Origin of the sequence: Lutibacter sp. (genome assembly GCF_030692605.1) — a bacterium.
Lineage (GTDB): Bacteria > Bacteroidota > Bacteroidia > Flavobacteriales > Flavobacteriaceae > Lutibacter.
In genome coordinates this window covers 1-22,675 of record NZ_JAUYUD010000063.1, presented here as the reverse complement: position 1 = coordinate 22,675, position 22,675 = coordinate 1, and the positions used below count along the sequence as shown (strand labels likewise).

Below are 22,675 nucleotides of genomic sequence, written 5' to 3'. Positions count from 1 at the left end.
ACTTCATAATAAAAGTTGTTAAAATATGATATAAATATATTGATAATCAATCAATTAGCAAAATAAAATGCCGCTTATTTAAGAATTATAAGTAAATTATTGTACCGAATGAAAAAAGAGGGTTTTTAGACAGTTTGACGTCTTATAAAAGTAACAAAACTATAATCGTATTTATTTTTTCCATCGGCTTTGTTAAAAACCCTGGAAGTTTCTTCCCAAATTTTTAAATTAATTTCAGGAAAAAAAGTATCAGCTTCAAAATTGTGGTGTACAAAAGTTAAATCTAGCTTATCTGCAATTTCAAGGGCTTGTTTGTAAATTTCTGCTCCGCCAATTATAAAAGGTTGTGAATCTTCTTTTGCAATTTCGAGTGCTTTAGAAAGTGAATTTACTACCAAGCAGCCCGGAGCATTATAAGTTTTGTTTCTTGTAATTATAACAGAAGTTCTATTAGGCAGTGGTTTATTAAATGATTCAAATGTTTTTCTACCCATTATAATAAAATGATTTAGTGTAGTTTCTTTAAACCGCTTTAAATCGGTTGGTAAATGCCAAATAAGCTGATTATTTTTACCTATTGCATTGTTATTACCTATTGCCGCAATAATGGTAATCATTCTTGAGATGGGTTCTGTTGTATTTCTTCGTTTCTTTTTAAATTTTCAAGTGCTTTTTGAGATTCATCCGAAAGTTTAATTTTTGCAGCCACGTCCTTTTCGAGTTGTGCAATTTTTAATTCTTGCTTTTTAACTAGTTTTTCAATTTGATCGCGCTCCCAAGTTCTGTCCATAAAGCGTTCTGTAATAAAAACATTAATTACGTGCAGAACAAATAAAAAGAACCAAACTAATATGGCCCAAACAAACCAGTCTTCAATTACTGTTTCGCCCACGTTCAAAACTTTATTTAAAATAATTAAAAATACTGATCCTACTAAAAATAGGACGAAATGAAAGTATAATCGTTTTTTTTGTTTAATTCGGTACCTTGCATTTTCGTATAATTCGTGTTGTTCTTTTGTTGGTTCCATTATATATAAATGAATTAAAAATTAATAAATTAAACAGAGACTACACCCTTAATATGCGGATGTGGATTATAGTTTACCAGAGAGAAATCTTCGTATTTAAAATCAAAAATATTTTTCACAGAAGGGTTAATTTCCATGGTTGGTAATTGCTTTGGTTTTCGGCTAAGTTGTAATTTAATTTGTTCACTATGGTTGGTATAAATATGGGCATCACCAAAGGTGTGAATAAAATCTCCAGGAATTAAATTACAAACTTGTGCTACCATCATAGTTAACAAAGCATACGATGCAATATTAAATGGTACTCCTAAAAATATATCGGCACTTCGTTGGTATAACTGACATGATAATTTTCCATCAGCTACATAAAATTGAAAAAAAGCATGACAAGGAGGTAAAGCGGCTTTACCATTTGCAACATTTTCGGTAAACGAAACCGATGTGTCGGGCAAAACACTTGGATTCCAAGCGGAAACTAGCATCCGTCTACTATCAGGATTTGTATTGATTGTTTCTATTAATTGTGCTATTTGATCAATTCCTTCGCTATTCCAATTACGCCATTGATGACCATAAACTGGTCCAAGCTCTCCAGTTTCAGTTGCCCAAGCATCCCAAATTTTAACTTGATTTTCTTTTAAATATTCAATATTAGTTTCACCTTTTAAAAACCATAAAAGTTCATAAATAATAGATTTTAGATGCAGTTTTTTGGTAGTAACCATTGGAAACCCTTCGCTTAAATCAAATCGCATTTGATATCCAAAAATACTTTTAGTACCAGTACCAGTTCTATCTTCTTTAAATATTCCTGTTTCTTGCACGTGTTTTATTAAATCTAAGTATTGTTTCATGAAAGTTTAAAGTTTAAAGTTGAAAGTTTCAAGTTCAACAATGTGCATATAAATTTAAGTTCTTCTTAAAGGAATTTAGGAAAATTACCCAATAATCATTCCTGCAATGGTTGCAGACAATAATGAAGCAAGGGAACCTCCAATTAGTGCCTTAATTCCAAATTCTGATAAGGTTTTACGTTGTCCGGGAGCAAGAGATCCAATGCCTCCAATTTGAATACCAATAGATGCAAAATTTGCAAAACCGCATAACATATAAGTAGCCATAATTACAGATTTACTGTAGGTTAAATGAGTTGCGTTTGCCATATTTTTTAACTCAGCTAATTGGATGTAACCAATAAACTCACTCGCAGCAAGTTTAACACCTAGTAATTGTCCCATTAACATAATATCTGCTGTTGCAACACCAATTAACCACATAAGCGGTGCAAAAATAGTTCCCAAAATGGCTTCTAATGTAAATTGTTGATATGGCGTATTTGCTGCCATCCAATCATTTAAATTGGTAATGTTTCCAAACCAACCTAAAATACCATTTAGCATGGCAATAATAGCTACAAAAACTAATAACATTGCAGCAACATTTGCTGCCAATTTTAGTCCTTCAGTAGTTCCATTGGCAATGGCGTCTAAAATATTTGAACCAATTTTATCTTGTGAAACATGAACGTTCGTATCAATTTCTTCAGTTTGCGGATAGAGCATTTTAGAGATTACAATGGCTCCCGGTGCTGCCATAACTGATGCCGCTAATAAATGTTTTGCGAATTGAAGTCTAAGAACAGGGTCATTTCCACCTAAAAACCCAATATATGCAGCTAAAACTCCACCTGCAACGGTAGCCATACCACCTATCATAACCAATAAAATTTCAGATCGATTCATACGCTCTAAATATGCTTTGATCATTAAAGGAGCTTCCGTTTGACCTAAAAATATATTACCGGCAACCGATAAACTTTCGGCACCAGAAATTTTTAATAATTTGGTTAACATTAATGCCATTCCTTTCACAATTAATTGAATAACACCTAAATAAAATAATAAAGAAGTTAACGCTGAAAAGAAAATAATAGTTGGTAAAATTTGAAAAACAAAAATAAAACCGAACGAATCTATATTCATTAAACCTCCAAATAAAAACTGGCTTCCGGCCGAAGTATAATCTAATATATTAGTAAAAATACCACCAACAAATTCAAAAATATTTTGAATAAAAGGAACTTTTAACACACCAATTCCAATAAGTAATTGTGCACTTAAACCAGCTCCAACAGTTTTCCAGTTGATAGCTTTTCTGTTACTGCTAAAAAGGTAAGCCACAAGTATTAACGTAGCCATTCCTAAAACTCCTCTCCATAACGAAGTTATGGAAAAACCTTGATTGTCTATAAGAGTGTTTTGAATTGTTTCTTGTGCATTTAGAGAAGAGATACTTAATAAAAGCAAGGCAAATAAACTTGTTTTTTTTAACATAGGTTTATATAATTATGAGGTTCTTTTTGAAATTTCATCTCTTATTTTGGCAGCCAATTCATAATCTTCGTTTTGAATTGCTTCGTTTAATTTAGAGTTTAGTTGGTCTAGTGTTTCTTCGGCTAATTTATTAGCTGACGACGGGTCATTTATTAAATCTTCAACTGTTGTTTTGACTTTTTGAAATGTTATTTCGTCTTGTATTTTTAAGATAATACCAGCTTTGTCTAAAATGTTTTCATAGGTAAATATTGGGGCATTAAAACGAGTTGCTAAGGCTATGGCATCAGAGGTTCTAGAATCAATTATCTCTTCTATTTTATCTCTTTCACAAATCAGAGATGAAAAAAACACGCCATCAGATAATTTATGAATAATAACCTGTTTAATTACAATATTAAATCTATCGGCAAAACTTTTGAATAAATCGTGTGTTAATGGTCTAGGTGGTTTAATTTCTTTTTCTAAAGCAATTACAATAGATTGTGCTTCAAAAGGACCAATTACAATCGGCAATGTTCTATTTCCGTCTACTTCACTTAAAACTAAGGCGTAAGCACCACTTTGAGTTTGGCTATAGGAAATTCCTTGAATATTTAATCGAACTAATGTCATGAGTTAAAATTAACAAAAAAGGCGGTCTAATCAAAGGACTTTGATGCCCAATTATTAGACAGCCTTATGAAGGCACAATTTAGTAAAATTATGCGTTATTTGATTTAAATTCTTTTAACTTTTCAATTAATTTAGGGACTACTTCAAAAGCATCGCCAACAATACCATAATCTGCAGCTTTAAAAAATGGAGCTTCAGGGTCGGTGTTTATAACTACTTTTACTTTCGAAGAATTAACGCCAGCAAGGTGCTGAATGGCACCTGAAATTCCTATGGCTATATATAAATTAGAGGCAACGGGTTTTCCTGTTTGCCCAACGTGTTCACTATGCGGTCTCCAACCTAAATCAGAAACTGGTTTTGAACATGCGGTTGCAGCACCTAAAACAGATGCTAACTCTTCAATCATTCCCCAATTTTCACCACTTTTTAATCCTCTTCCTCCAGAAACAACAATATCGGCATCTGCAATGGTAACTTTTCCTTTTGTTTGTTCAATAGATACAGAAGTTATTCCACTTTCAACAATAGTTGCTGAAAATTCTTCAACACTTCCAACAACTTCATTTTCAAATACTCCAAACGAATTTTTAGCCAATGAAACAACTTTTACATCAGTAGAAATTTCACAGTTAGCAAATGCTTTACTTGAAAACGATTTTCTTTTAATAATAAAAGGTGAAGTAGAACTTGGTAATGCAGTTACATTACTCGCATAGCCAGCTTTTAATTCCACTGCAATTAGTGGCGCAACATACAAACCATTTGCTCCTGAATCCACAATAATTGTGGTGGCACTTTCTTTTTCAGCAACTTGTTTTATTATGTTTGAAACTATTTTAGCATTAAATACAGTTAAATTAGAATTTGTGACTGTTATAATTTTTTGTGCTCCGTATTTATGCAATAAAGATGGTTCGTTTGAATTGATGGTTAAAACCACCATATTGGTTCCTAATAATTCGGAAACCTTTTTACCATAGGAAGTAACCTCAAAAGCAGATTTTTTGAATTTTCCTTCGGATGATTCTGCAAATACTAAAACTGACATATATTTTCTATTTGTTTAATTGTTTATTTGAAAGGCTGATTAATTTTTGGAAACTAATTAAGCACTCTATCTTTTTAATATTATATAACTTTTGCCTCTGTATGTAATAAATGAACCAATTCTTCAACATTCGAAGCATCGATCATTTTACAAGACGATTTTGTTTCTAATTTTTCAAAAGAGGCAATAGCTGTTGCGTTTTCAGAATTTACAGGTTCAACAACATTTAGTGGTTTTTGACGTGCCATCATTATTCCTCTCATATTAGGAATGCGCAAATCTTTTTCTTCTACCAATCCTTTTTGTCCTGCAATTACCAATGGAAGTGATGTTGAAATTACTTCTTTTCCACCGTCTATTTCACGACTTGCAGTTGCTTTTTCACCTTCAATTTCTAGTCCAATACACGCATTTATAAAGCTAAAATCTACTAAAGAAGCAACCATGCCAGGCACCATTGCTCCGTTGTAATCGCTAGATTCTTTTCCTGCCAATACTAAATTATAACCTCCATTTTTAATTACCGAAGCTATTTCTTTTGCAACTGCAAATCCATCAGTAGCTTCGCAATTAACTCTGATTGCGTCATCTGCACCAATAGCCAATGCTTTGCGCAAGGTTGGTTCAGTTGAAGCGTTTCCAACATTTATTACAGTAACTGTTGCTCCTTGTTTTTCCTTAAACCACATTGCTCTTGTTAAAGCAAATTCATCGTAAGGGTTTATCACAAATTGCACGCCATTATTATCAAATTTCGTATTATTTTCAGTAAAATTTATTTTTGAAGTGGTGTCTGGAACGTGGCTAATACAAACTAATATTTTCATTGATATCATGTATTTTTTATTTGATGTAAAGTTAAAAGAATTATTGTTAGGATACGAAGATACTAATTTTTTTTAAAATGCTATGCGCGCATAGTAAAAATTTATTGATACCTTTATTTGATAGTAATTTTAGAAATGATTACTTTTGCAAATCTTAAAAATATTTAAAATGAAGACAATACAGTTTAGAGAGGCCATTTGTGAGGCAATGAGCGAAGAAATGCGTAGAGATGAATCTATTTATTTAATAGGTGAAGAAGTTGCGGAATATAATGGTGCATATAAAGCGTCTAAAGGAATGTTAGATGAATTTGGGGCAAAACGAGTTATTGATTCTCCAATCGCAGAATTAGGATTTACAGGTATTGCTATTGGTTCAGCTATGAATGGAAATAGACCAATTGTTGAGTATATGACTTTCAACTTTTCGTTAGTTGGGATTGATCAAATTATAAATAATGCTGCCAAAATACGACAAATGTCAGGCGGACAAATAAATTGTCCGATTGTATTTAGAGGTCCAACAGGATCAGCAGGTCAATTAGGAGCAACCCATTCTCAATCTTTTGAAAACTGGTTTGCAAATACACCGGGATTAAAGGTAATTGTTCCATCAAATCCTTACGATGCAAAAGGGTTGTTAAAAGCTGCAATTAGAGATGATGATCCAGTTATTTTTATGGAATCTGAGCAAATGTATGGTGATAAAGGTGAAGTTCCAGAGGGAGAATATATTATACCAATTGGTGTAGCTGATATTAAAAGAGTTGGAAATGATGTAACAATTGTTTCTTTTGGGAAAATAATTAAGGAAGCATACAAAGCAGCTGATATTTTAGAAAAAGAGGGAATTTCGGTTGAAATTATTGATTTAAGAACCATTAGACCTTTAGATTTTGAAGCTATTTACACCTCTGTTAGAAAAACAAATAGGTTGGTAATTTTAGAAGAAGCTTGGCCATTTGCTAGTGTTTCATCAGAAATTACATTTCAAGTACAAGAAAATGTATTTGATTTTTTAGATGCTCCAATAAGAAGAATTACTACAGCAGACACCCCTGCTCCTTATTCTCCAGTATTATTGGAAGAATGGATGCCTAACGCAAATGATGTGGTTAAAGCAGTAAAAGACGTATTGTACAAAAAATAAAATTGGTATAACAATTGCACACACAAATCCTTTCAAGTCAATCTTGAAAGGTTTTTTTATTATGAAGAAAGAAATTTTAATATTCCCCATTTTATTTTTACTTGTAGCCTTATCTACATTTGCTCAAACTAAAATAAGTGGATTTGTAAAAGACGAAAACAACCAGTCTGTGCCATTTGCCAATGTTGTTTTTGTTGGCTCAAACGTGGGAACAGTTTCAGATGAAAACGGTAAATTTTATTTAGAATCAATTAAAAATTATATACAAATTGAAGTGTCATTTTTAGGCTACGAAACTAAAAAAGTGGAAGTTAAGAGTAGGGATTACAACATAACTATTGTGCTAAAAGAAGCTGCAAACCAGCTGAGTCAAGTGTTTATTTACAGTGGGAAGGTAAAGAAAAAGGGCAATCCTGCTATTGATATATTAGAGAAAATTTGGGCTAAAAAACGTCAAAATGGAATTTACCTTTTTGATCAATATCAATTTGATAAGTACGAAAAGTTAGAGTTTGATATGAACAATATTGATAGCTCTTTAATGAAAAGCAAACTTTTTAAAGGAATGGAGTTTGTTTTTAAAGGTATAGATACCTCTCACATTACTGGGAAATCATATTTGCCAATATTTATAAATGAGTCGGTTTATAAATCTTACGGCAAAAATAAAGAAGGTAAAAAGTTAAAAGAAGATCTTGTCGCCAACAAAAATTCAGGATTCGAATCAAACCAAAATGTAATTGCCTTCATTAAAGATTTATATGTAGACTATAATGTTTACGACAATTATATTAAAATATTTGATAAGAGTTTTGTCAGTCCAATTTCTAAATTGGTAGGAGTTTCAACCTATAATTATATTTTAGCTGACAGCGCCTTTATTGATAACAAGTGGTGTTATAATATACTTTATTATCCAAGACGTAAAAATGAATTAACCTTTAAAGGCGATTTTTGGGTGAACGATTCCACCTTTGCAATTAAAGAAATTAACTTACAAGCAAATAAAAGCGCCAACATAAACTGGGTTAAAGACATTTATATTGAACAAGAATTTGATGTAGTTAACGATTCAGTTTTTTTGTTGAAAAGAGATTATATGCTTTCAGATTTTAGTTTAAACAAAAAGGATAAGTCAACTGGAATTTATGGTAAACGAACCACCATGTTCAAAAACTATAATTTTGACCAACCAAAAGAAGAAAAATTCTACAATAAACAAATTGATGTGTATGATCAGAAAATATACAAAAAATCGAATGATTATTGGTCAGAAAACAGGCAAGAGGCTTTAAATGATGATGAAGCAGGAATTTATGCTTTGCTCGACACTCTGGTAACAGTTCCAAAATTCAAGCAAATTTATAATTTGGCATCTATATTAGGTTCTGGATATGTTGAATTTACAAACTTTGATTATGGGCCAATATTTTCAACTTTTGGTAAAAATGATGTTGAAGGATGGCGCATAAGGGTTGGTGGTAGAACTTATTTAGGGGGTAATGAGCCATGGAGAATTCAAGGATATACAGCTTATGGTTTAAATGATAACCAGTTCAAATATGGTATGTCTGGAAAATGGATGATTGAACCAAAATCGCGCCTTATTATTGGTGGTGGAAATAGAAGAGATATAGAACAAATTGGTGTTAGCTTAACAACAACCAACGATATTTTAGGGAGAAGTTTTGCATCTTCCTCTTTATTTTCGAGTGGAGACAATAGTAAATTAACTTCAATAAATTTATCAAATGTATTTGTATCTATTGAGCCTAAAAACAATTTAGAAGTAAAAATTGGAGCATCTTACAGAACTTTAAAATCGGCATCACCACTTACATTTAACCTCGATTATTGGGTAGACGAGTTAAACAATATTAAAAAATCTGAAGTGGTTCAGTCTGAATTTGATTTTTCAATTAAATATACTCCAAATAGAAAAACCATTGGGTTTGGAGTTGAAAGAAATGAAGTTACAGATGTATATTCTACCTTATTTTTAAATTATTCAAAAGGAATAAAAGGAGTGTTAAATGGCGATTTTGATTATCAAAAAGTACAATTCTACTACCGTCAACCTATTTTAATTGGTGGATTTGGAAGACTGTTTGCAACTGTTGAAGCGGGTAAAACCTTTGGTGAAGTACCACTAGGTTTATTAAATGTTGTTCCGGGGAATCAATCTTATTTTACGATAGAAAACACCTATTCGTTGTTAGATTATTACGAATTTGTTACAGATACCTATGCTTCTTTACATATTGAACACAGTTTTAACGGTCGATTTTTGTCGAGAATTCCCTTACTAAGAAGTTTAAATTTAAGAGAACTTGTTGGAATAAAAGGTGTTTGGGGTGAAATTTCTGATAAGAACATGGCATTAAATGCTTCTAATATTTCCTATGTAGCTCCAACAAGAGGATATTATGAATATAGCGTTGGAATTGGAAATATTTTTAAAGTATTTAGAATAGATTTTAGTTGGAGAGGTAATTATAAGGAAATGCCAAATGCAACCAAATTTGCCATTAAAGGAGCTTTTGGATTTCATTTCTAAAGTTTGTTAGAAAATTTATAGGGAACCATACCTATTTTTGTATTTTTGTGAAAAATTAATTTAAAAGAAAAAAGATGAATGCTAAAATTAGAAAAACATTTGATGTATTAATTGAAATTCCTAAAGGGAGTAGAAATAAATACGAGTATGATTTTACATTACACAAAATTAGATTTGATAGAATGTTGTTTTCATCTATGATGTATCCTGGTGATTATGGTTTTATTCCAGAAACATTAGCTTTAGACAAAGATCCTTTAGATGTCTTAGTTTTAGGTAGTGAGCCAACTTTTCCTATGTGCGTAATGGAAGTTCGTACAATTGGGGTTTTTCATATGACTGATGAAAAAGGACCTGATGAGAAATTAATTTGTGTGCCAGTATCCGATCCAATTTGGAATCAATTAAGAGATATTTCAGATATGAATCCTCACCAAGTAAAAGAAATTGAACATTTTTTTCAGGTTTATAAAGATTTAGAAAAGAAAAAAGTGGATGTTGGGGGATGGGGAGATTCTGTTGAAGCTTATGAAATTTTAGAGACTAGCTTAGAGCGATATGAATTAAGTGAGCATAAGAAAAAAAGAACATTTACAATATAAAAAAATAGCTTAAAAATCCTTTCATTTTTTGAAAGGATTTTTTTTTAAAAAAGTGTTGCGAAAACATTTGAAAATAGTATTTTTAGCCTAATTTAAATAAAACTAATTAATATCTATTTAACAAATGAAAAAAATTATCGCCATTTTAATTGTACTGATGTCTCCATTACGTGGTATGGCCAGTGAAGCAGATCTAGTAATTCCAGATGCAATTAAAGAACAAAGTATTTTATATTGGGGCTTTTTAATTACAGTAGCCGGTTTGCTTTTTGGTTATTACCAGTTTGTACAAGTAAAAAAAATAAGAGCACACCAGTCCATGTTAGATGTTGCTCAAGTAATTTTTGAAACAGCCAAAACATATTTAATTCAGCAAGGGAAATTTATTTTTATTTTATTTGCATTTATTGGAACTGCTGTTGCTTTTTACTTTGGATTTTTATCGGGTAAATATGTGGTTGATCCAGAAACCGGTATAGTACATTTTGAACATGCCTTTGGAATTGGAGGCGTATTAATGATTCTTGGTTGGATGGTGCTTGGAATTTTGGGTTCCTATGCGGTTGCTTGGTTTGGAATAAGAATGAATACATTGGCAAACTCTCGTATGGCTTTTGCTTCGCTAGAAAGAAAACCAATTAAATTATTAAACATTCCCTTAAATGCAGGAATGAGTATTGGTGTTGTTTTAATTTCTTTGGAATTATTACTTATGCTAATTATTCTAATGTTTGTTCCTGGAGAATATGCAGGTGCAAGTTTTATAGGTTTTGCCATCGGGGAATCTTTAGGAGCTTCTGCATTGCGTATTGCTGGTGGTATTTTTACTAAAATTGCAGATATTGGTTCCGATTTAATGAAAGTAATTTTTAAGATTGGAGAAGATGATCCGCGTAACCCAGGTACTATTGCAGACTGTGTTGGTGATAATGCTGGAGATTCAGTAGGACCAACTGCCGATGGTTTTGAAACGTATGGGGTAACTGGTGTAGCTTTAATTTCCTTTATTTTATTAGCTATTACAGATACTGCATTACAAACTCAATTGTTAGTTTGGATTTTTGTGATGCGTATATTAATGGTAATAACTTCCATTGTTTCTTTTTGGATTAATGGTGCAATTACTAAAGCCAAATACAGCAATGTAGATGAATTGGATTTTGAAAAACCGTTAACATCGTTGGTTTGGATAACTTCCATTCTCTCCATGGTAGTTACTTTTATTGCAAGTTATTTCTTAATAGCGGATTTGGGAAATAATTTATGGATTACACTTTCTGTAATTATTAGTGCTGGAACTCTTGGTGCAGCTTTAATTCCTGAATTCACAAAATTATTCACAAGCCCTAAATCAACGCACGTTAAGGAAATTGTTGAAGCTTCAAAGGAAGGTGGCGCATCTTTAAACATTCTTTCAGGCTTAGTTGCTGGAAATTTCAGTGCTTTCTGGTTAGGAATGGTGTTCTTTTTCTTGATGTTTGTTGCTTATTATGCTTCAAATTTTGGTTTAGGCGAAATTATGATTTATCCTTCCATATTTGCATTTGGATTGGTTGCATTTGGTATGTTGGGTATGGGACCTGTTACAATTGCTGTTGATAGTTATGGTCCAGTAACAGACAATGCCCAATCTATCTATGAGTTATCTTTAATAGAAGAAGATATTGCAGCAATTACTCCTGAAATTGAACGTGATTTTGGTTTTACACCAGATTTTGAAAAATCTAAATATTATTTAGAAGCAAATGATGGAGCTGGTAACACCTTTAAAGCTACAGCTAAACCAGTACTTATTGGAACCGCCGTTGTGGGTGCCACTACCATGATTTTTGCGTTGATTTTAGTAATTGAACATTCGTTAGGTATTAAACCCGAACAAGTTTTAAATTTATTGAACCCGTATACAATTTTCGGATTTTTACTTGGGGGAGCAGTTATTTATTGGTTCTCGGGGGCTAGTATACAAGCTGTAACAACAGGAGCAAGTCAAGCGGTAGCTTATATTAAAGACAATATTAATCTAGATCCTGATGCGCCTAAAAAAGCAGACGTTGAAAAATCTAAGGCAGTGGTAAAAATTTGTACACAATATGCTCAAAAGGGAATGTTAAATATTTTTATTGCTATTTTTTCTTTTGCTTTGGCATTTGCTTTCTTTTCTGCTCCAACAGGTATTGTGGAAGGAATGAGTGAGGCAGAATTATTACTTGCTGCGGCTCCAGTTTCATTGTTTGTAAGTTATCTTATTTCGATAGCATTTTTCGGGTTATATCAAGCTATATTTATGGCAAATGCTGGTGGTTCTTGGGATAATGCTAAAAAGGTAATTGAAGTGGATATGAAAGAAAAAGGAACTGATTTACACGCAGCTTCTGTTGTAGGAGATACTGTGGGAGATCCTTTTAAAGACACTTCTTCGGTAGCTCTTAATCCAATTATTAAATTCACGACATTATTTGGTTTGTTAGCAATGGAAATTGCTATTTCTCCTTCATTTAGAGAGATTGCACCATATTTTGGAATTGTCTTCTTAGCAGTAGCTTTGTATTTTGTATATAGATCGTTCTATAAAATGAGAATTAGAGATTAATTTCAATTTTAAAAACAAAAAAAACTCATCAATTGATGAGTTTTTTTTGTTTCATATATATGTTTAACTAAATTTATCTACTTAAAATAACCCATTTATTTGTGCGTTAATTTTATCAATAACGGTACCTAAATCTTCAGGGTTATCAACAAAATCTAAATTATCTACATCAATAATTAATAATTTTCCTTTTTCATATTTAGAAATCCAAGCTTCGTAACGTTCATTCAGTCTGCTCAAATAATCGATGCTAATTGAGTTTTCGTATTCACGACCCCTTTTATGTATTTGTCCTACCAAAGTTGGAATTGATGCGCGTAAATAGATTAATAAATCTGGAGGTGTAACCAATCGTTCCATTAAGTCAAATAAAGATTGGTAATTTTGAAAATCTCGATTTGGCATTAAACCCATGGCATGTAAGTTGGGTGCAAAAATCCGAGCGTCTTCGTAAATAGTTCTATCTTGTATTAAACTTTTTCCAGTTTCTCTAATTTCTAGAACTTGTCTGAATCTACTGTTTAAAAAATAAACTTGTAAATTGAATGACCAACGCTCCATTTCGCTATAAAAATCATCTAAATATGGATTTTCATCCACAGATTCGTAATGTGGTTCCCATTTGTAATGTTTGGCTAATAATTTGGTAAGCGTAGTTTTACCTGCCCCAATATTTCCAGCAATTGCTACATGCATAATTTAAATTGTAAAATAATTAAGGTGCTAAAGTTAACATTTTTTTTAAGTTTAGCCCTACAATTTATTTATGCGTTAGTAGATTAATTTATAACCATATCCACGCACGTTGATAATCTGTATGGCAGGGTCTTGTTTTAATTTTTTGCGAAGTTTGGTTATAAACACATCCATACTACGTGCGTTGAAAAAGTCATCGTCTCCCCATAATTTTTTCAAAATAAAGGAACGTTCCAAAACTTGATTTTTATTTTTTATTAAGTAAAATAATAAATTGGCTTCTCTATGTGTGAGGTTTTCCGTAATTGAATCAAAAACAAGGGTTTGTTTTTTTAAATCAAAAATAAATTTACCTAACTCAATTTTTTCTTGGTTATTTTGGAAATTATCTCTTTTTAGAAGCTCATTAATTCTTACAATTAATTCTTCCATGCTAAAAGGTTTTTTTAAGTAATCATTTCCACCAATGGTAAAACCTTTTACAACATCTTCAGTTTGTGATTTAGCTGTTAAAAAAATAATTGGAATGGTTGGGTTTTCGGCTCTAATTTCTTTGGCTAAAGAAAAACCATCTTTTTTTGGCATCATAACATCGAGCACCAGTAATAATGGTTTTTCAAGTAAATATGTTTTATAGGCTATTTCACCATTTTCACATAATAAAACTTCGAAGTTTCTAGTTTCTAAACTCTCTTTAATTATTTGCCCTAAAGAAGGTTCATCTTCAGCTAGTAATATTTTAATTGGATTATTCAAGAGGTAATTTTATTTTAAATTGTGCACTATTTTTAGAATTGTAGATCAATTCGATGGTTCCATTATGGTTTTCAATAATTTTTTTAGAGTAATACAAACCAATTCCAAATCCTTTTACATTGTGTGTATCTCCGGTAGGGATTCTATAAAATTGTTCAAATATTCTATCTTTTTGTGACTTTGGAATACCGTTCCCGTTGTCGTCAATTGTAATTTCAATGTTTTTGTTAATTTGTTCTAAATTAATTTGTATTAAATTACCGCCGTATTTAAGTGCGTTATCTAAAACATTACCAATGGCATTTTCTAAATGAAATTTATCCATTTGCAACAGTACATTAGTTGTTTTATTAATAAATGTAATATTTTTTCCGTTAGCCACTAATTTATACTTTTCAATTGTTTCAATTAAAACTTGGGCAATATCATGTGGTATTTTTTTTAACTCCAATTCTTCATGTGTTAAGGCAGCCGTTTCTAGAATTTTTTCAACCATCATTGTTAATTTATCTACTTGAGAGTGGGCGATACCAATATATTTTTTAGTTTTAACTTTATCGTTTAATACATTAAAACTTTTCATAGCTTCCAATGCAGTTGAAATTGTTGCAATTGGCGTTTTAAACTCGTGGGTAATATTATTTATTAAATCGTTTTTAACCTCAGCCAGTTGTTTTTGTTTATAAATGGTTTTAAGCAGATAAAATATAATTACAATAATACAAGTTGAAAGTAATAACGAAAGAAGTATACTAATGAGCGATTTTTTTAAAACCAATGCTGTTTCATTTATAAAAAATAGCTCCAACGAACTTCGATGAGGTAAAAAAGTTGACTTTGACTCAGTTTTCAAATAATTTTTAGGGAAATTCTCAAATTTAAATTCAGTACTTTTTTTAACAATACTATCATTCTCATCCCATTGTTCATAGTTATATTTCAGCGCGTAATTAATAGATAAGTGATTTCTTTTTAGCTCTTTTCCAATATATGAATCTAGTTTTTTTAAATCTAACGTGTCTCTTGAAATGGAAATAGCCACTTTTGATATTAAACTATCTATGTTTTTTGGAAAATTAGTGTTTGATCCAAAAAAAGGAAATCCACTACCTCTATGGTTACTAATAATAAGGGGTTTCTTTTTGTTTGACTTTTCAATGTTTTGTAAGGTGCTGTCAATTTGCTTACGTAATCCTCTTCTAGAATTAGTTTTTACAACAATTGTGTCAATTTTTTCCCTAGAATTTTTACCATCTCGTGAGGTAAGTGTAATAATACCTGATTTGGTTAAATTGGCGTAATATGCTTCTACCGAATTATCCAAACTTAACTGAACTTTACTCACCAAATGTTGTTTATTAACTTGATATTCTTTATAATTCCAATACACTTGTACTCCAATAGTTAGCACTACTGTAAAAGCAATAAAGTAAACAATATATTTATAGTTGAATTTATTCATAGTCCAAAATTAAGCACTTATAAATTAATTACATAATCGCTTAACAGACGTTAACATTAAATAACTCTAATTTAAGCTATTTGACATTATATTTGTTCAATTATTAATTAAAAAAAATAAAAAATGAATATTTCTTTTATAAAAATTGGCGTGTTTATATTATTTATTTCGTCCATTTCTTCGTCATTATTGGCTCAAGATTTTCAAGGAAAGGCTATTTATCAAACCAAAACAAAGGTCGAAATGGATCTTGCAAGTTCTGGAATTCCTGCGGATAGAGTTAAACAAATTGAGGAAATGATGAAAAATCAGCTGGAAAAAACCTACGAGCTTAGTTTTAATAAATCGGAATCGGTTTATAAGCAAGAAGAAAAGTTAGAACAAGCAGGCGCTGGAGGTTTTGGTGGTATGCGTTTTATGATGATGAGCGGTGGTGCATCTGGTGTTTATTATAAGAATACTCAGACTAAAACAGCTTCGAAAGAAAATGAGTTTAGCGGAAAAAATTTTTTAGTAAAAGATGCATTGGTAATCTATGATTGGAAAATGGAGCAAGAATCAAAAATGATTGGAGAATATTTATGTTTTAAAGCGACTACAGTTATTGAAAGACAAGCTAGGCCAGAATTTAGATTTGGAAGAGGGAATAACAATCAAACCGAAGACGAGAATACCGAACCTAAAATGGAGCAAGTTATTATAACAGCTTGGTATGCTATGGATATTCCTGTAAGTCATGGTCCTAGTGATTATTGGGGTTTACCAGGATTAATATTAGAGATTAATGATGGTTCTACTATGATGTTATGTACAAAAATTACCATTAACCCAAAAGAAAAAGCCGTAATTTCTGAACCAAAGAAAGGAAAGGAAATGAATCAAAAAGATTACGATGCTATGGTGTTGGAAAAAACCAAAGAAATGAGAGAAAGATTTAGAAATGAACGTGAAAAAAGTGGAGGAGGAACTCATATGATGCGAATTGGAGGGTAAAGATCAATTGATAATTAAAAATCCTAAACTCACTACAAACCCTTCAATTAAATACTGTTTAAAAATGAAAAAAATTGCAAGTCTATTAAGTGCATTATTACTACCATTAATTCTTTTTTCACAAGCTGTTAAAATGGAAGGAATTGTAAAAGATAAGGATGGAAATTCGTTGGAAATGGCCAATGTTATTGCCTTTAAAAAAGACACAAAGTTTCTACAATCCTATTCCATAACAGATTCGAAAGGAAATTTTAAATTAAGTTTAGCTCAAAATGAAGCCTATACTCTTAAAGTTAGCTATTTGGGATTCAACACTAAAAATGTTGAGGTAGCGGTTAAAAATGACGCAACAGATTTTAAACTAGATATAGTTTTAGAAGAATCAAATGAATCTTTAAAACAAGTAGATATCACCTATGAAATGCCCGTTAAAATAGTGGGAGATACCATTGTTTACAATGCTGATTCTTTCAAAACCGGTTCAGAAAAAAAGCTAGAAGACGTATTAAAAAAATTACCAGGTGTTGAAATAGACGACAATGGAGAGGTTGAAGTAGAAGGTAAAAAGGTACAAAAAGTATTGGTTGAAGGTAAAGAGTTTTTTGATGGAGATTCTAAATTAGCAACTCAAAATATACCTGCCAGTGCTATTGATAAAATACAAGTTTTAAGAAACTATAACGAAGTTTCTAGTATGAGAGGGGTTACCAATAATGAAGATAATATTGTTATAAATATAAAGTTAAAACAAGGTAAAAAGCGATTTTGGTTTGGTGAAGTAAATGGAGGAATAGGGGATAATGAAAAGTACTTAGCTAAACCTAAGCTATTTTATTATAGCCCAGAAAAGAGTGTAAATGTTTTAGCAGATTTCAATAACATTGGTGAAGCACCATTTACAATGCGAGATTATTTCAGGTTTACAGGAGGTTTACGAAGTGGTATGAGAGGTAGTGGAACTAGCTTTAATGTTTCTTCAGGCGGATTGGGATTTATGACTGCTCAAAATAACAGAGCAGAAGAAATTACCTCAAAATTTGGAGCACTTAATTTTAGTATGGCGCCTAAAAAAACTATTGATTTAAACGGGTTTGCAATTGTAAATGATTCAGAAACTGCTATGTTCACCCAATCAAATACGTTTTACAATAAACTTAATTTAACAGACGAAAGTTCAAATAAAGCCATACAGGGCAGTACGTTAGGAATGTTAAAATTTAGCACCACCTATAAGCCAAATGCTAACATGCATATTGATTATGATATTTTTGGAAAAACATCAAAACAAACTGAATTTAACGATGTTACCTCTACCCAAAGAGGTGCAGTTGATACGTATAAAGAAGAAAAGCCAATTTCGCTGAATCAGAATTTTAACATGTATTATACCATAGACGATAAAAATATTTTTGCTGCCGAATTACAGCATAATATAGAATCTGACAAACCGCTCTACAATTCGTTGGCTTCATCTCAACCATTTGTGTTAATTCCTACATCTCAAACTCAATCGTTATTTAATTTACTTCAACATAAAAAATTGAGCACTAATAAATTGGATGCTAAATTCGATTACTACTATTTGTTAACACCTAAAAGCAATATTAATGTAACCTTAGGATCTACATTTAGTAATCAAAGTTTATCGTCTCGGATTACCCAAAATCTAGATAATGGAAGTGTTTTAAATTTTAACGATTCGTTTTTAAATAATGATGTTGATTTTAATTTTAATGATGTATTTCTAGGACTTCATTATAAAACTGTAACAGGTAAACTTACCGTAGAACCGGGTTTAAAACTACACCATTACGCCATAAAAGATATCCAATTAGGAACCGAGAATAAAGAATCTAAAACAATTTTATTGCCAGATTTATATGCTCGATTACAACTTAAATCGTCAGAAAGTTTACGTTTTAATTATTCCATTTCGACACAATTTGCCGATATAAGTAAAATAGCTGAAGGATATTTAATGTCTAATTATAATTCACTTTCTAGTGGAAACAGAGATTTAGAAAATGGCTTGTATCACAGATATTCATTAAGTTATTTTAGCTTTAGTATGTTTTCATTTACCAATATAAACGCTTCCATAAATTATACGAAAAAAGTAAATGAAATAAAAAATAGCACTCAGTTAATTGGAGTAGACAGAATTACAAGTCCGTTTAATTCTGATTTTGCCGACGAAAATTTTTCAGCATTTTTTAGATATGGAAAAACGTATAGTAGATTAAAAACTAATTTTAGTGCTAATTTAAATAGTTCTATATTTAATAATGTGGTAAATGGTTTACCTATTGAATCAAAATCTTTTTCTCATAATTATCAAGGAAGTTTAGCAACAAAATTTAAAAATGCCCCAAATTTTGAAATTGGTTACGAAAAATCTTTTTCGGAATATTCAAATACTGGAAGCACTACAGATCGTCCGTTTGCAAATATGGAGGTAGGATTTTTGAAACATTTTATTTTTACAGCAGATTATAGTTATTATAATTATGAAAATGATGAAAGAACGGTGAATAATACCTATTCATTTTTAAATTCCAATTTATATTATCAACAAAAAAACAGCAAGTGGGAATTTAAATTTTCAGCGTCAAATGTAACCGATAACACTTCGATGAACACAGATAGTTACAACGAAATTTCGGATAGTAATACCACATCATTATATTATATTCAGCCTCGTTTGTACATGTTCTCTATTAAATATAATTTATAGTTATTTGTTATTTGAATTAAAGAACTGCCTGAAAACTAATCTTTTTAGGCAGTCTTTTTTTGTAATTTATTCTATTTAAAATTTTATGTTTACTTTTAAAAGTTCAAAATAGCGCTATGAATTATTCAAATCCACTTTTTTTAATATCAATTTTAGATGCTGTAATTTTTTGTACAGCAGGGTTGTTAATGTTGAAGTTTCCACCAAAAAAAATCAATAGTTTATATGGGTATCGAACAAAAAACTCGATGAAATCTCAAGAAAGTTGGGATTTTGCACAAAAATTATCAGCTTTGAAAATGATTAAAGCTGGTATAATTATGTTTGGGTTTGCTATAGTTGGTTTTTTAATAATAATATCCAATAAATTAGCTCTAGCAATTGGTTTAGGAGTGTTAATTTTGTTGGTGATTTGGCTTTGGGTTTCAACTGAAAAAGCAATAAAAAATAAATTTAATAACGAATAAATAAGAAATATGAAAACAAATGAATTCGAAAAAGGAATTAAATTTTCTTTTAAAAATAGCATTAATTTTAACGAAAGTGCGGTAGTAAGTAAACACATTTTGAAAAAAGATACTGGAAATATTTCTTTATTTGCTTTTGATAAAGGAGAAGGGTTAAGCGAACATTCAACGCCATTTGACGCATTGGTTTATATTGTTGAAGGAAAAGCGGATATTGTAATAAATGGAGTTTCTAACATATTAGAAGCTAATGAAGCCATTGTAATGCCTGCGAATATTCCACATTCGCTAAAGGCTGTAGAACAGTTTAAAATGGTGTTAACTATGATTAGAGGTAAATAGATTGTAGTATTCCAGCTAACCTGGTTCTTACTTAATTGGAATGTATATTTCGGTAACCCATTTCGAGGGATTTCGTGTATCGTGTTGGTTAACAGTATAAATTTCAAAAGGTTCTCCATTGTTTAAAGGAGTTAAACCTTGATTTTGCAATTCAATATAGGCATTTTCCCAAACTGTTTTTAGATGCTTATAATCACCTTTTAAAATAGTTTTAAACGTTTTTTGAGTTTTTAAAAGTCCAGATAAAACGTCGCCCTGTGTAATTACTCGCTCTCTAATTGGAACGCATGCAGAAAAAATAGTAGTGCCATTTGTTACATCTTTTTGATGACTTATTATAAAAGGTTTCCCAGAAGATTGAATAGCATTAGTTTCCATATATTTGTTAATATCTGTAAACATATCTACCATTTTTAGTCTAACTTCATCAATTTTACTTGAAGTTGTTTTGTACATATAAAAGCCACCACCATACTCAACAACTCCCGGATATTCAACAATTTGTTTATCCATTTCTTTCACTAAATGTTCATCCAGCAAAACCAAACCTCTTTCGTACGTGGGAATCATATTTTTTTCAATACCACCTTTAAAAAGCCAATAAATTTTTTCAGTAAAGGTGCTTTTCCCTCTCATACCCCAAGTTATGGAAGTCCCTTCAGCTTCTTCCTCCAAATTCCAATATACCTCTGGAGTGCTTCCTGTTCCAAAATCAATTTGTTGAATAAGTTCTCTATTAGGTACAACAGATATAGTTTTCATAGAACCATCACCTTCTTTTCCTGTCCAGGAATAGGATGCTCCTTCACCAGTTGTTTTTCCTTCAAATGAAGCTATAATTGTGGTATCTATTTCGTACCAAGGACCCCAATTCTGCCAATTTTTAAAATCGTTAATTTCTTCAAAAACCACTTCAATAGGTGCTTTTACTGTTTTTGTATGTTTTAAATTGTACATGTCATTAAGGGTAGCTATATACATGGAAAATCCAATAATTACAATTAAGAGGGTAAATAAAATGTACTTAGTAAATTTCATATCTTGAGGGTTAAGGGTTTGTTTCTCACAAAATTAATTAAAATGTTCTGTAAAAAAAACTTTTATTTTAATGCATAGAAAAAGTGATTAATGTAAAAATTGCAACAATTAAAAAAAGAGCTATCACTATTAAATAAGTGTTTTTATAGTGTTTTTTATGAATCTTTATATCTTTTCTATAACTCCAAATCATTAATAAGGTAAATGCAACTATAAAAAATGCGGCAAAAATAAGCTGTCCTTTTGTAAACATAAAACATGTATATTTAACATCAAAAATACATGTTTTTACGATAAGACTGATATATTTATCGGTTTCACATGCTTTTAAATAAAGTTGAAAAATAAAATAATACGATGAAGAATGTTTTAATTATTGGTGCTACTTCTGGAATTGGTAAAGAATTGGCTAAGCTGTATGTTCAAAATAATTGTACCGTTATAATTACGGGGAGAAGATTGCAAATGTTGGAAGAGATTAAAGCCGAAAATCCTTCTAAATTTATTATTAAACAGCACGATGTTACAGATAATAATGCGACCTTACAACTATTTGAAACGTTAAAAAGGGAGTTAAATACTATTGATCTTATTATTTATAGCGCTGGAATTGGAGATCCAAATTATGAATTAACTTGGGAAAAAGAATTACCAACATTGCAAACCAATGTAATTGCAGCAACTTTTATTTATGGCTTAGCCTATAAATTATTTAGAGTGCAAGGGTTTGGTCATTTGGTGGGAATATCGTCTATTGCTTCTATAAGAGGAAACAGGCATGTGCCTGCTTATTTTGCTTCGAAATCGTTCCAAGCTAGTTATTTAGAATCACTTTGGATGAAAGGAAAAAGAAGTAAAGCAAAAATTTATGTAACAGATATTCAACCTGGATTTGTTGATACCGCTATGGCTTTAGGAAAAACATTTTGGATGGCGTCTTTAGATAAGGCAACCAAGCAAATTTACAAAGCTATTGAAAAGAAAAAAAAGAAAGCATATATTACTAAACGATGGGCAATAATTGCTTTTGTATTAAGGAGATTGCCATCTAATTTATTATATAAATTCTCTTAATGCGATTTTAAAAATGAAGAAAAAACTAAAAGCAGTTAAAGAATTTCACGAAGCCTTTGGGTTGGGAATTAATGAAAACCCAATAGCAAATTTACCTAAAGATAAAATTGAACTACGGTTTAATTTAATGGATGAAGAAAACAAGGAATATTTTGAGGCTGCAAATAATAATGATTTGGTTGAGGTTGCAGACGCACTTGGTGACATGTTGTACATATTGCTGCATTCAAGGTTCTAACGCAACAAAAGGTTGCATTTTTTAGTGAGTCTAAGCTACAAATTTTAGTTCAGATTCCATTATTTCTTTAGGCGTTTTATAGCCAATAATTTTTCGAGGTCTGTTATTGAGTTTATTTTG

21 protein-coding genes and 1 pseudogene are annotated in these 22,675 nt (G+C 31.0%); 10 read left to right on the top strand and 12 right to left on the bottom strand.

Translation table 11 applies throughout. The features are described 5' to 3' along the window. Positions 1 to 125 precede the first annotated feature (125 nt). The 7 genes from Q8S45_RS06105 to Q8S45_RS06075 all read right to left on the bottom strand — a co-directional run bounded on the left by Q8S45_RS06105 (position 126) and on the right by Q8S45_RS06075 (position 5,856). A complete protein-coding gene (locus Q8S45_RS06105) occupies positions 126 to 617 on the bottom strand; it encodes a dihydrofolate reductase (RefSeq protein ID WP_305602341.1) in 492 nt (163 codons plus the stop codon). Then, positions 614 to 1,030 (bottom strand): 2TM domain-containing protein, encoded by a 417-nt coding sequence (locus tag Q8S45_RS06100; protein WP_305602338.1) that lies wholly within the window; start codon positions 1,028 to 1,030, stop codon positions 614 to 616. Before Q8S45_RS06100 ends, Q8S45_RS06105 begins: the two co-directional genes overlap by 4 nt. Before the next feature lie 29 nt (positions 1,031 to 1,059). Next, entirely contained in the window at positions 1,060 to 1,884 is an 825-nt protein-coding gene (locus Q8S45_RS06095) for a thymidylate synthase (protein WP_305602335.1), read from the bottom strand. 84 nt (positions 1,885 to 1,968) lie between these two features. After that, entirely contained in the window at positions 1,969 to 3,363 is a 1,395-nt protein-coding gene (locus tag Q8S45_RS06090; RefSeq protein WP_305602333.1) for a NupC/NupG family nucleoside CNT transporter, read from the bottom strand. A 12-nt stretch (positions 3,364 to 3,375) separates the two neighbouring features. After that, positions 3,376 to 3,978, bottom strand: a complete 603-nt coding sequence (locus Q8S45_RS06085) for a bifunctional nuclease family protein (protein WP_305602330.1) — start codon at positions 3,976 to 3,978, stop codon at positions 3,376 to 3,378. An 88-nt stretch (positions 3,979 to 4,066) separates the two neighbouring features. Next, complete coding sequence (locus Q8S45_RS06080; protein ID WP_305602327.1) at positions 4,067 to 5,029, bottom strand: electron transfer flavoprotein subunit alpha/FixB family protein; 963 nt, start codon at positions 5,027 to 5,029, stop codon at positions 4,067 to 4,069. Between the two features lie 80 nt (positions 5,030 to 5,109). Continuing rightward, positions 5,110 to 5,856 (bottom strand): electron transfer flavoprotein subunit beta/FixA family protein, encoded by a 747-nt coding sequence (locus Q8S45_RS06075; protein WP_305602324.1) that lies wholly within the window; start codon positions 5,854 to 5,856, stop codon positions 5,110 to 5,112. Positions 5,857 to 6,025: 169 nt separating this feature from the next. Here Q8S45_RS06075 and Q8S45_RS06070 point away from each other — a divergent pair, with 169 nt between their 5' ends. The 4 genes from Q8S45_RS06070 to Q8S45_RS06055 all read left to right on the top strand — a co-directional run bounded on the left by Q8S45_RS06070 (position 6,026) and on the right by Q8S45_RS06055 (position 12,755). Then, a complete protein-coding gene (locus Q8S45_RS06070) occupies positions 6,026 to 7,006 on the top strand; it encodes a pyruvate dehydrogenase complex E1 component subunit beta (protein WP_305602321.1) in 981 nt (326 codons plus the stop codon). A 61-nt stretch (positions 7,007 to 7,067) separates the two neighbouring features. Continuing rightward, positions 7,068 to 9,563 (top strand): DUF5686 and carboxypeptidase-like regulatory domain-containing protein, encoded by a 2,496-nt coding sequence (locus Q8S45_RS06065; protein WP_305602318.1) that lies wholly within the window; start codon positions 7,068 to 7,070, stop codon positions 9,561 to 9,563. A gap of 74 nt (positions 9,564 to 9,637) precedes the next feature. Continuing rightward, positions 9,638 to 10,165 (top strand): inorganic diphosphatase, encoded by a 528-nt coding sequence (locus Q8S45_RS06060; RefSeq protein WP_305602315.1) that lies wholly within the window; start codon positions 9,638 to 9,640, stop codon positions 10,163 to 10,165. Positions 10,166 to 10,289: 124 nt separating this feature from the next. Beyond that, positions 10,290 to 12,755, top strand: coding sequence for a sodium-translocating pyrophosphatase (locus Q8S45_RS06055; protein ID WP_305602312.1), 2,466 nt, complete (start codon positions 10,290 to 10,292; stop codon positions 12,753 to 12,755). Positions 12,756 to 12,836: 81 nt separating this feature from the next. On the opposite strand, the gene Q8S45_RS06050 is transcribed toward Q8S45_RS06055, so the two are convergent. The 3 genes from Q8S45_RS06050 to Q8S45_RS06040 form a co-directional block, all read right to left on the bottom strand. Then, a complete protein-coding gene (locus tag Q8S45_RS06050) occupies positions 12,837 to 13,451 on the bottom strand; it encodes a deoxynucleoside kinase (RefSeq protein ID WP_305602310.1) in 615 nt (204 codons plus the stop codon). Between the two features lie 75 nt (positions 13,452 to 13,526). Next, positions 13,527 to 14,207, bottom strand: coding sequence for a response regulator transcription factor (locus tag Q8S45_RS06045; RefSeq protein ID WP_305602307.1), 681 nt, complete (start codon positions 14,205 to 14,207; stop codon positions 13,527 to 13,529). Further along, positions 14,200 to 15,669, bottom strand: a complete 1,470-nt coding sequence (locus Q8S45_RS06040; RefSeq protein ID WP_305602304.1) for a sensor histidine kinase KdpD — start codon at positions 15,667 to 15,669, stop codon at positions 14,200 to 14,202. Before Q8S45_RS06040 ends, Q8S45_RS06045 begins: the two co-directional genes overlap by 8 nt. Before the next feature lie 123 nt (positions 15,670 to 15,792). Between Q8S45_RS06040 and Q8S45_RS06035 the strand changes: the two genes are divergently transcribed. From Q8S45_RS06035 to Q8S45_RS06020, 4 genes are all read left to right on the top strand, one after another. Next, on the top strand, positions 15,793 to 16,662 hold the full coding sequence (locus Q8S45_RS06035; RefSeq protein WP_305602302.1) for a GLPGLI family protein: 870 nt from the start codon (positions 15,793 to 15,795) through the stop codon (positions 16,660 to 16,662). A 64-nt stretch (positions 16,663 to 16,726) separates the two neighbouring features. Continuing rightward, complete coding sequence (locus Q8S45_RS06030) at positions 16,727 to 19,396, top strand: TonB-dependent receptor (protein WP_305602299.1); 2,670 nt, start codon at positions 16,727 to 16,729, stop codon at positions 19,394 to 19,396. Between the two features lie 116 nt (positions 19,397 to 19,512). Further along, positions 19,513 to 19,863: an SdpI family protein gene (locus Q8S45_RS06025; protein ID WP_305602296.1), complete on the top strand. Its 351-nt coding sequence runs from the start codon at positions 19,513 to 19,515 to the stop codon at positions 19,861 to 19,863. Positions 19,864 to 19,872: 9 nt separating this feature from the next. Continuing rightward, on the top strand, positions 19,873 to 20,205 hold the full coding sequence (locus tag Q8S45_RS06020) for a cupin domain-containing protein (RefSeq protein ID WP_305602293.1): 333 nt from the start codon (positions 19,873 to 19,875) through the stop codon (positions 20,203 to 20,205). Positions 20,206 to 20,232: 27 nt separating this feature from the next. Here Q8S45_RS06020 and Q8S45_RS06015 read toward each other — a convergent pair whose 3' ends face one another. Further along, positions 20,233 to 21,243: an SRPBCC family protein gene (locus Q8S45_RS06015; protein ID WP_305602291.1), complete on the bottom strand. Its 1,011-nt coding sequence runs from the start codon at positions 21,241 to 21,243 to the stop codon at positions 20,233 to 20,235. 67 nt (positions 21,244 to 21,310) lie between these two features. Beyond that, positions 21,311 to 21,496 carry a hypothetical protein gene (locus Q8S45_RS06010; protein WP_305602289.1) on the bottom strand — a complete coding sequence of 62 codons (186 nt, stop codon included), beginning with the start codon at positions 21,494 to 21,496 and terminating at the stop codon, positions 21,311 to 21,313. A 104-nt stretch (positions 21,497 to 21,600) separates the two neighbouring features. Between Q8S45_RS06010 and Q8S45_RS06005 the strand changes: the two genes are divergently transcribed. Beyond that, positions 21,601 to 22,317 (top strand): SDR family NAD(P)-dependent oxidoreductase, encoded by a 717-nt coding sequence (locus Q8S45_RS06005; protein WP_305602286.1) that lies wholly within the window; start codon positions 21,601 to 21,603, stop codon positions 22,315 to 22,317. A 13-nt stretch (positions 22,318 to 22,330) separates the two neighbouring features. Continuing rightward, positions 22,331 to 22,537 (top strand): annotated as a pseudogene (locus Q8S45_RS06000) (hypothetical protein); the annotation flags it as partial. Positions 22,538 to 22,675 lie beyond the last annotated feature (138 nt).

Bases quoted from the DNA above. Each gene is read 5' to 3' on its own strand.
- Q8S45_RS06100 (WP_305602338.1), bottom strand. From the start codon at position 1,030: ATGGAACCAACAAAAGAACAACACGAATTATACGAAAATGCAAGGTAC.
- Q8S45_RS06050 (WP_305602310.1), bottom strand. From the start codon at position 13,451: ATGCATGTAGCAATTGCTGGAAATATTGGGGCAGGTAAAACTACGCTT.
- Q8S45_RS06090 (WP_305602333.1), bottom strand. From the start codon at position 3,363: ATGTTAAAAAAAACAAGTTTATTTGCCTTGCTTTTATTAAGTATCTCT.
- Q8S45_RS06005 (WP_305602286.1), top strand. From the start codon at position 21,601: ATGAAGAATGTTTTAATTATTGGTGCTACTTCTGGAATTGGTAAAGAA.
- Q8S45_RS06080 (WP_305602327.1), bottom strand. From the start codon at position 5,029: ATGTCAGTTTTAGTATTTGCAGAATCATCCGAAGGAAAATTCAAAAAA.
- Q8S45_RS06095 (WP_305602335.1), bottom strand. From the start codon at position 1,884: ATGAAACAATACTTAGATTTAATAAAACACGTGCAAGAAACAGGAATA.
- Q8S45_RS06070 (WP_305602321.1), top strand. From the start codon at position 6,026: ATGAAGACAATACAGTTTAGAGAGGCCATTTGTGAGGCAATGAGCGAA.
- Q8S45_RS06105 (WP_305602341.1), bottom strand. From the start codon at position 617: ATGATTACCATTATTGCGGCAATAGGTAATAACAATGCAATAGGTAAA.
- Q8S45_RS06055 (WP_305602312.1), top strand. From the start codon at position 10,290: ATGAAAAAAATTATCGCCATTTTAATTGTACTGATGTCTCCATTACGT.
- Q8S45_RS06030 (WP_305602299.1), top strand. From the start codon at position 16,727: ATGAAAAAAATTGCAAGTCTATTAAGTGCATTATTACTACCATTAATT.
- Q8S45_RS06015 (WP_305602291.1), bottom strand. From the start codon at position 21,243: ATGAAATTTACTAAGTACATTTTATTTACCCTCTTAATTGTAATTATT.
- Q8S45_RS06020 (WP_305602293.1), top strand. From the start codon at position 19,873: ATGAAAACAAATGAATTCGAAAAAGGAATTAAATTTTCTTTTAAAAAT.
- Q8S45_RS06025 (WP_305602296.1), top strand. From the start codon at position 19,513: ATGAATTATTCAAATCCACTTTTTTTAATATCAATTTTAGATGCTGTA.
- Q8S45_RS06010 (WP_305602289.1), bottom strand. From the start codon at position 21,496: ATGTTTACAAAAGGACAGCTTATTTTTGCCGCATTTTTTATAGTTGCA.
- Q8S45_RS06065 (WP_305602318.1), top strand. From the start codon at position 7,068: ATGAAGAAAGAAATTTTAATATTCCCCATTTTATTTTTACTTGTAGCC.
- Q8S45_RS06085 (WP_305602330.1), bottom strand. From the start codon at position 3,978: ATGACATTAGTTCGATTAAATATTCAAGGAATTTCCTATAGCCAAACT.
- Q8S45_RS06040 (WP_305602304.1), bottom strand. From the start codon at position 15,669: ATGAATAAATTCAACTATAAATATATTGTTTACTTTATTGCTTTTACA.
- Q8S45_RS06060 (WP_305602315.1), top strand. From the start codon at position 9,638: ATGAATGCTAAAATTAGAAAAACATTTGATGTATTAATTGAAATTCCT.
- Q8S45_RS06075 (WP_305602324.1), bottom strand. From the start codon at position 5,856: ATGAAAATATTAGTTTGTATTAGCCACGTTCCAGACACCACTTCAAAA.
- Q8S45_RS06035 (WP_305602302.1), top strand. From the start codon at position 15,793: ATGAATATTTCTTTTATAAAAATTGGCGTGTTTATATTATTTATTTCG.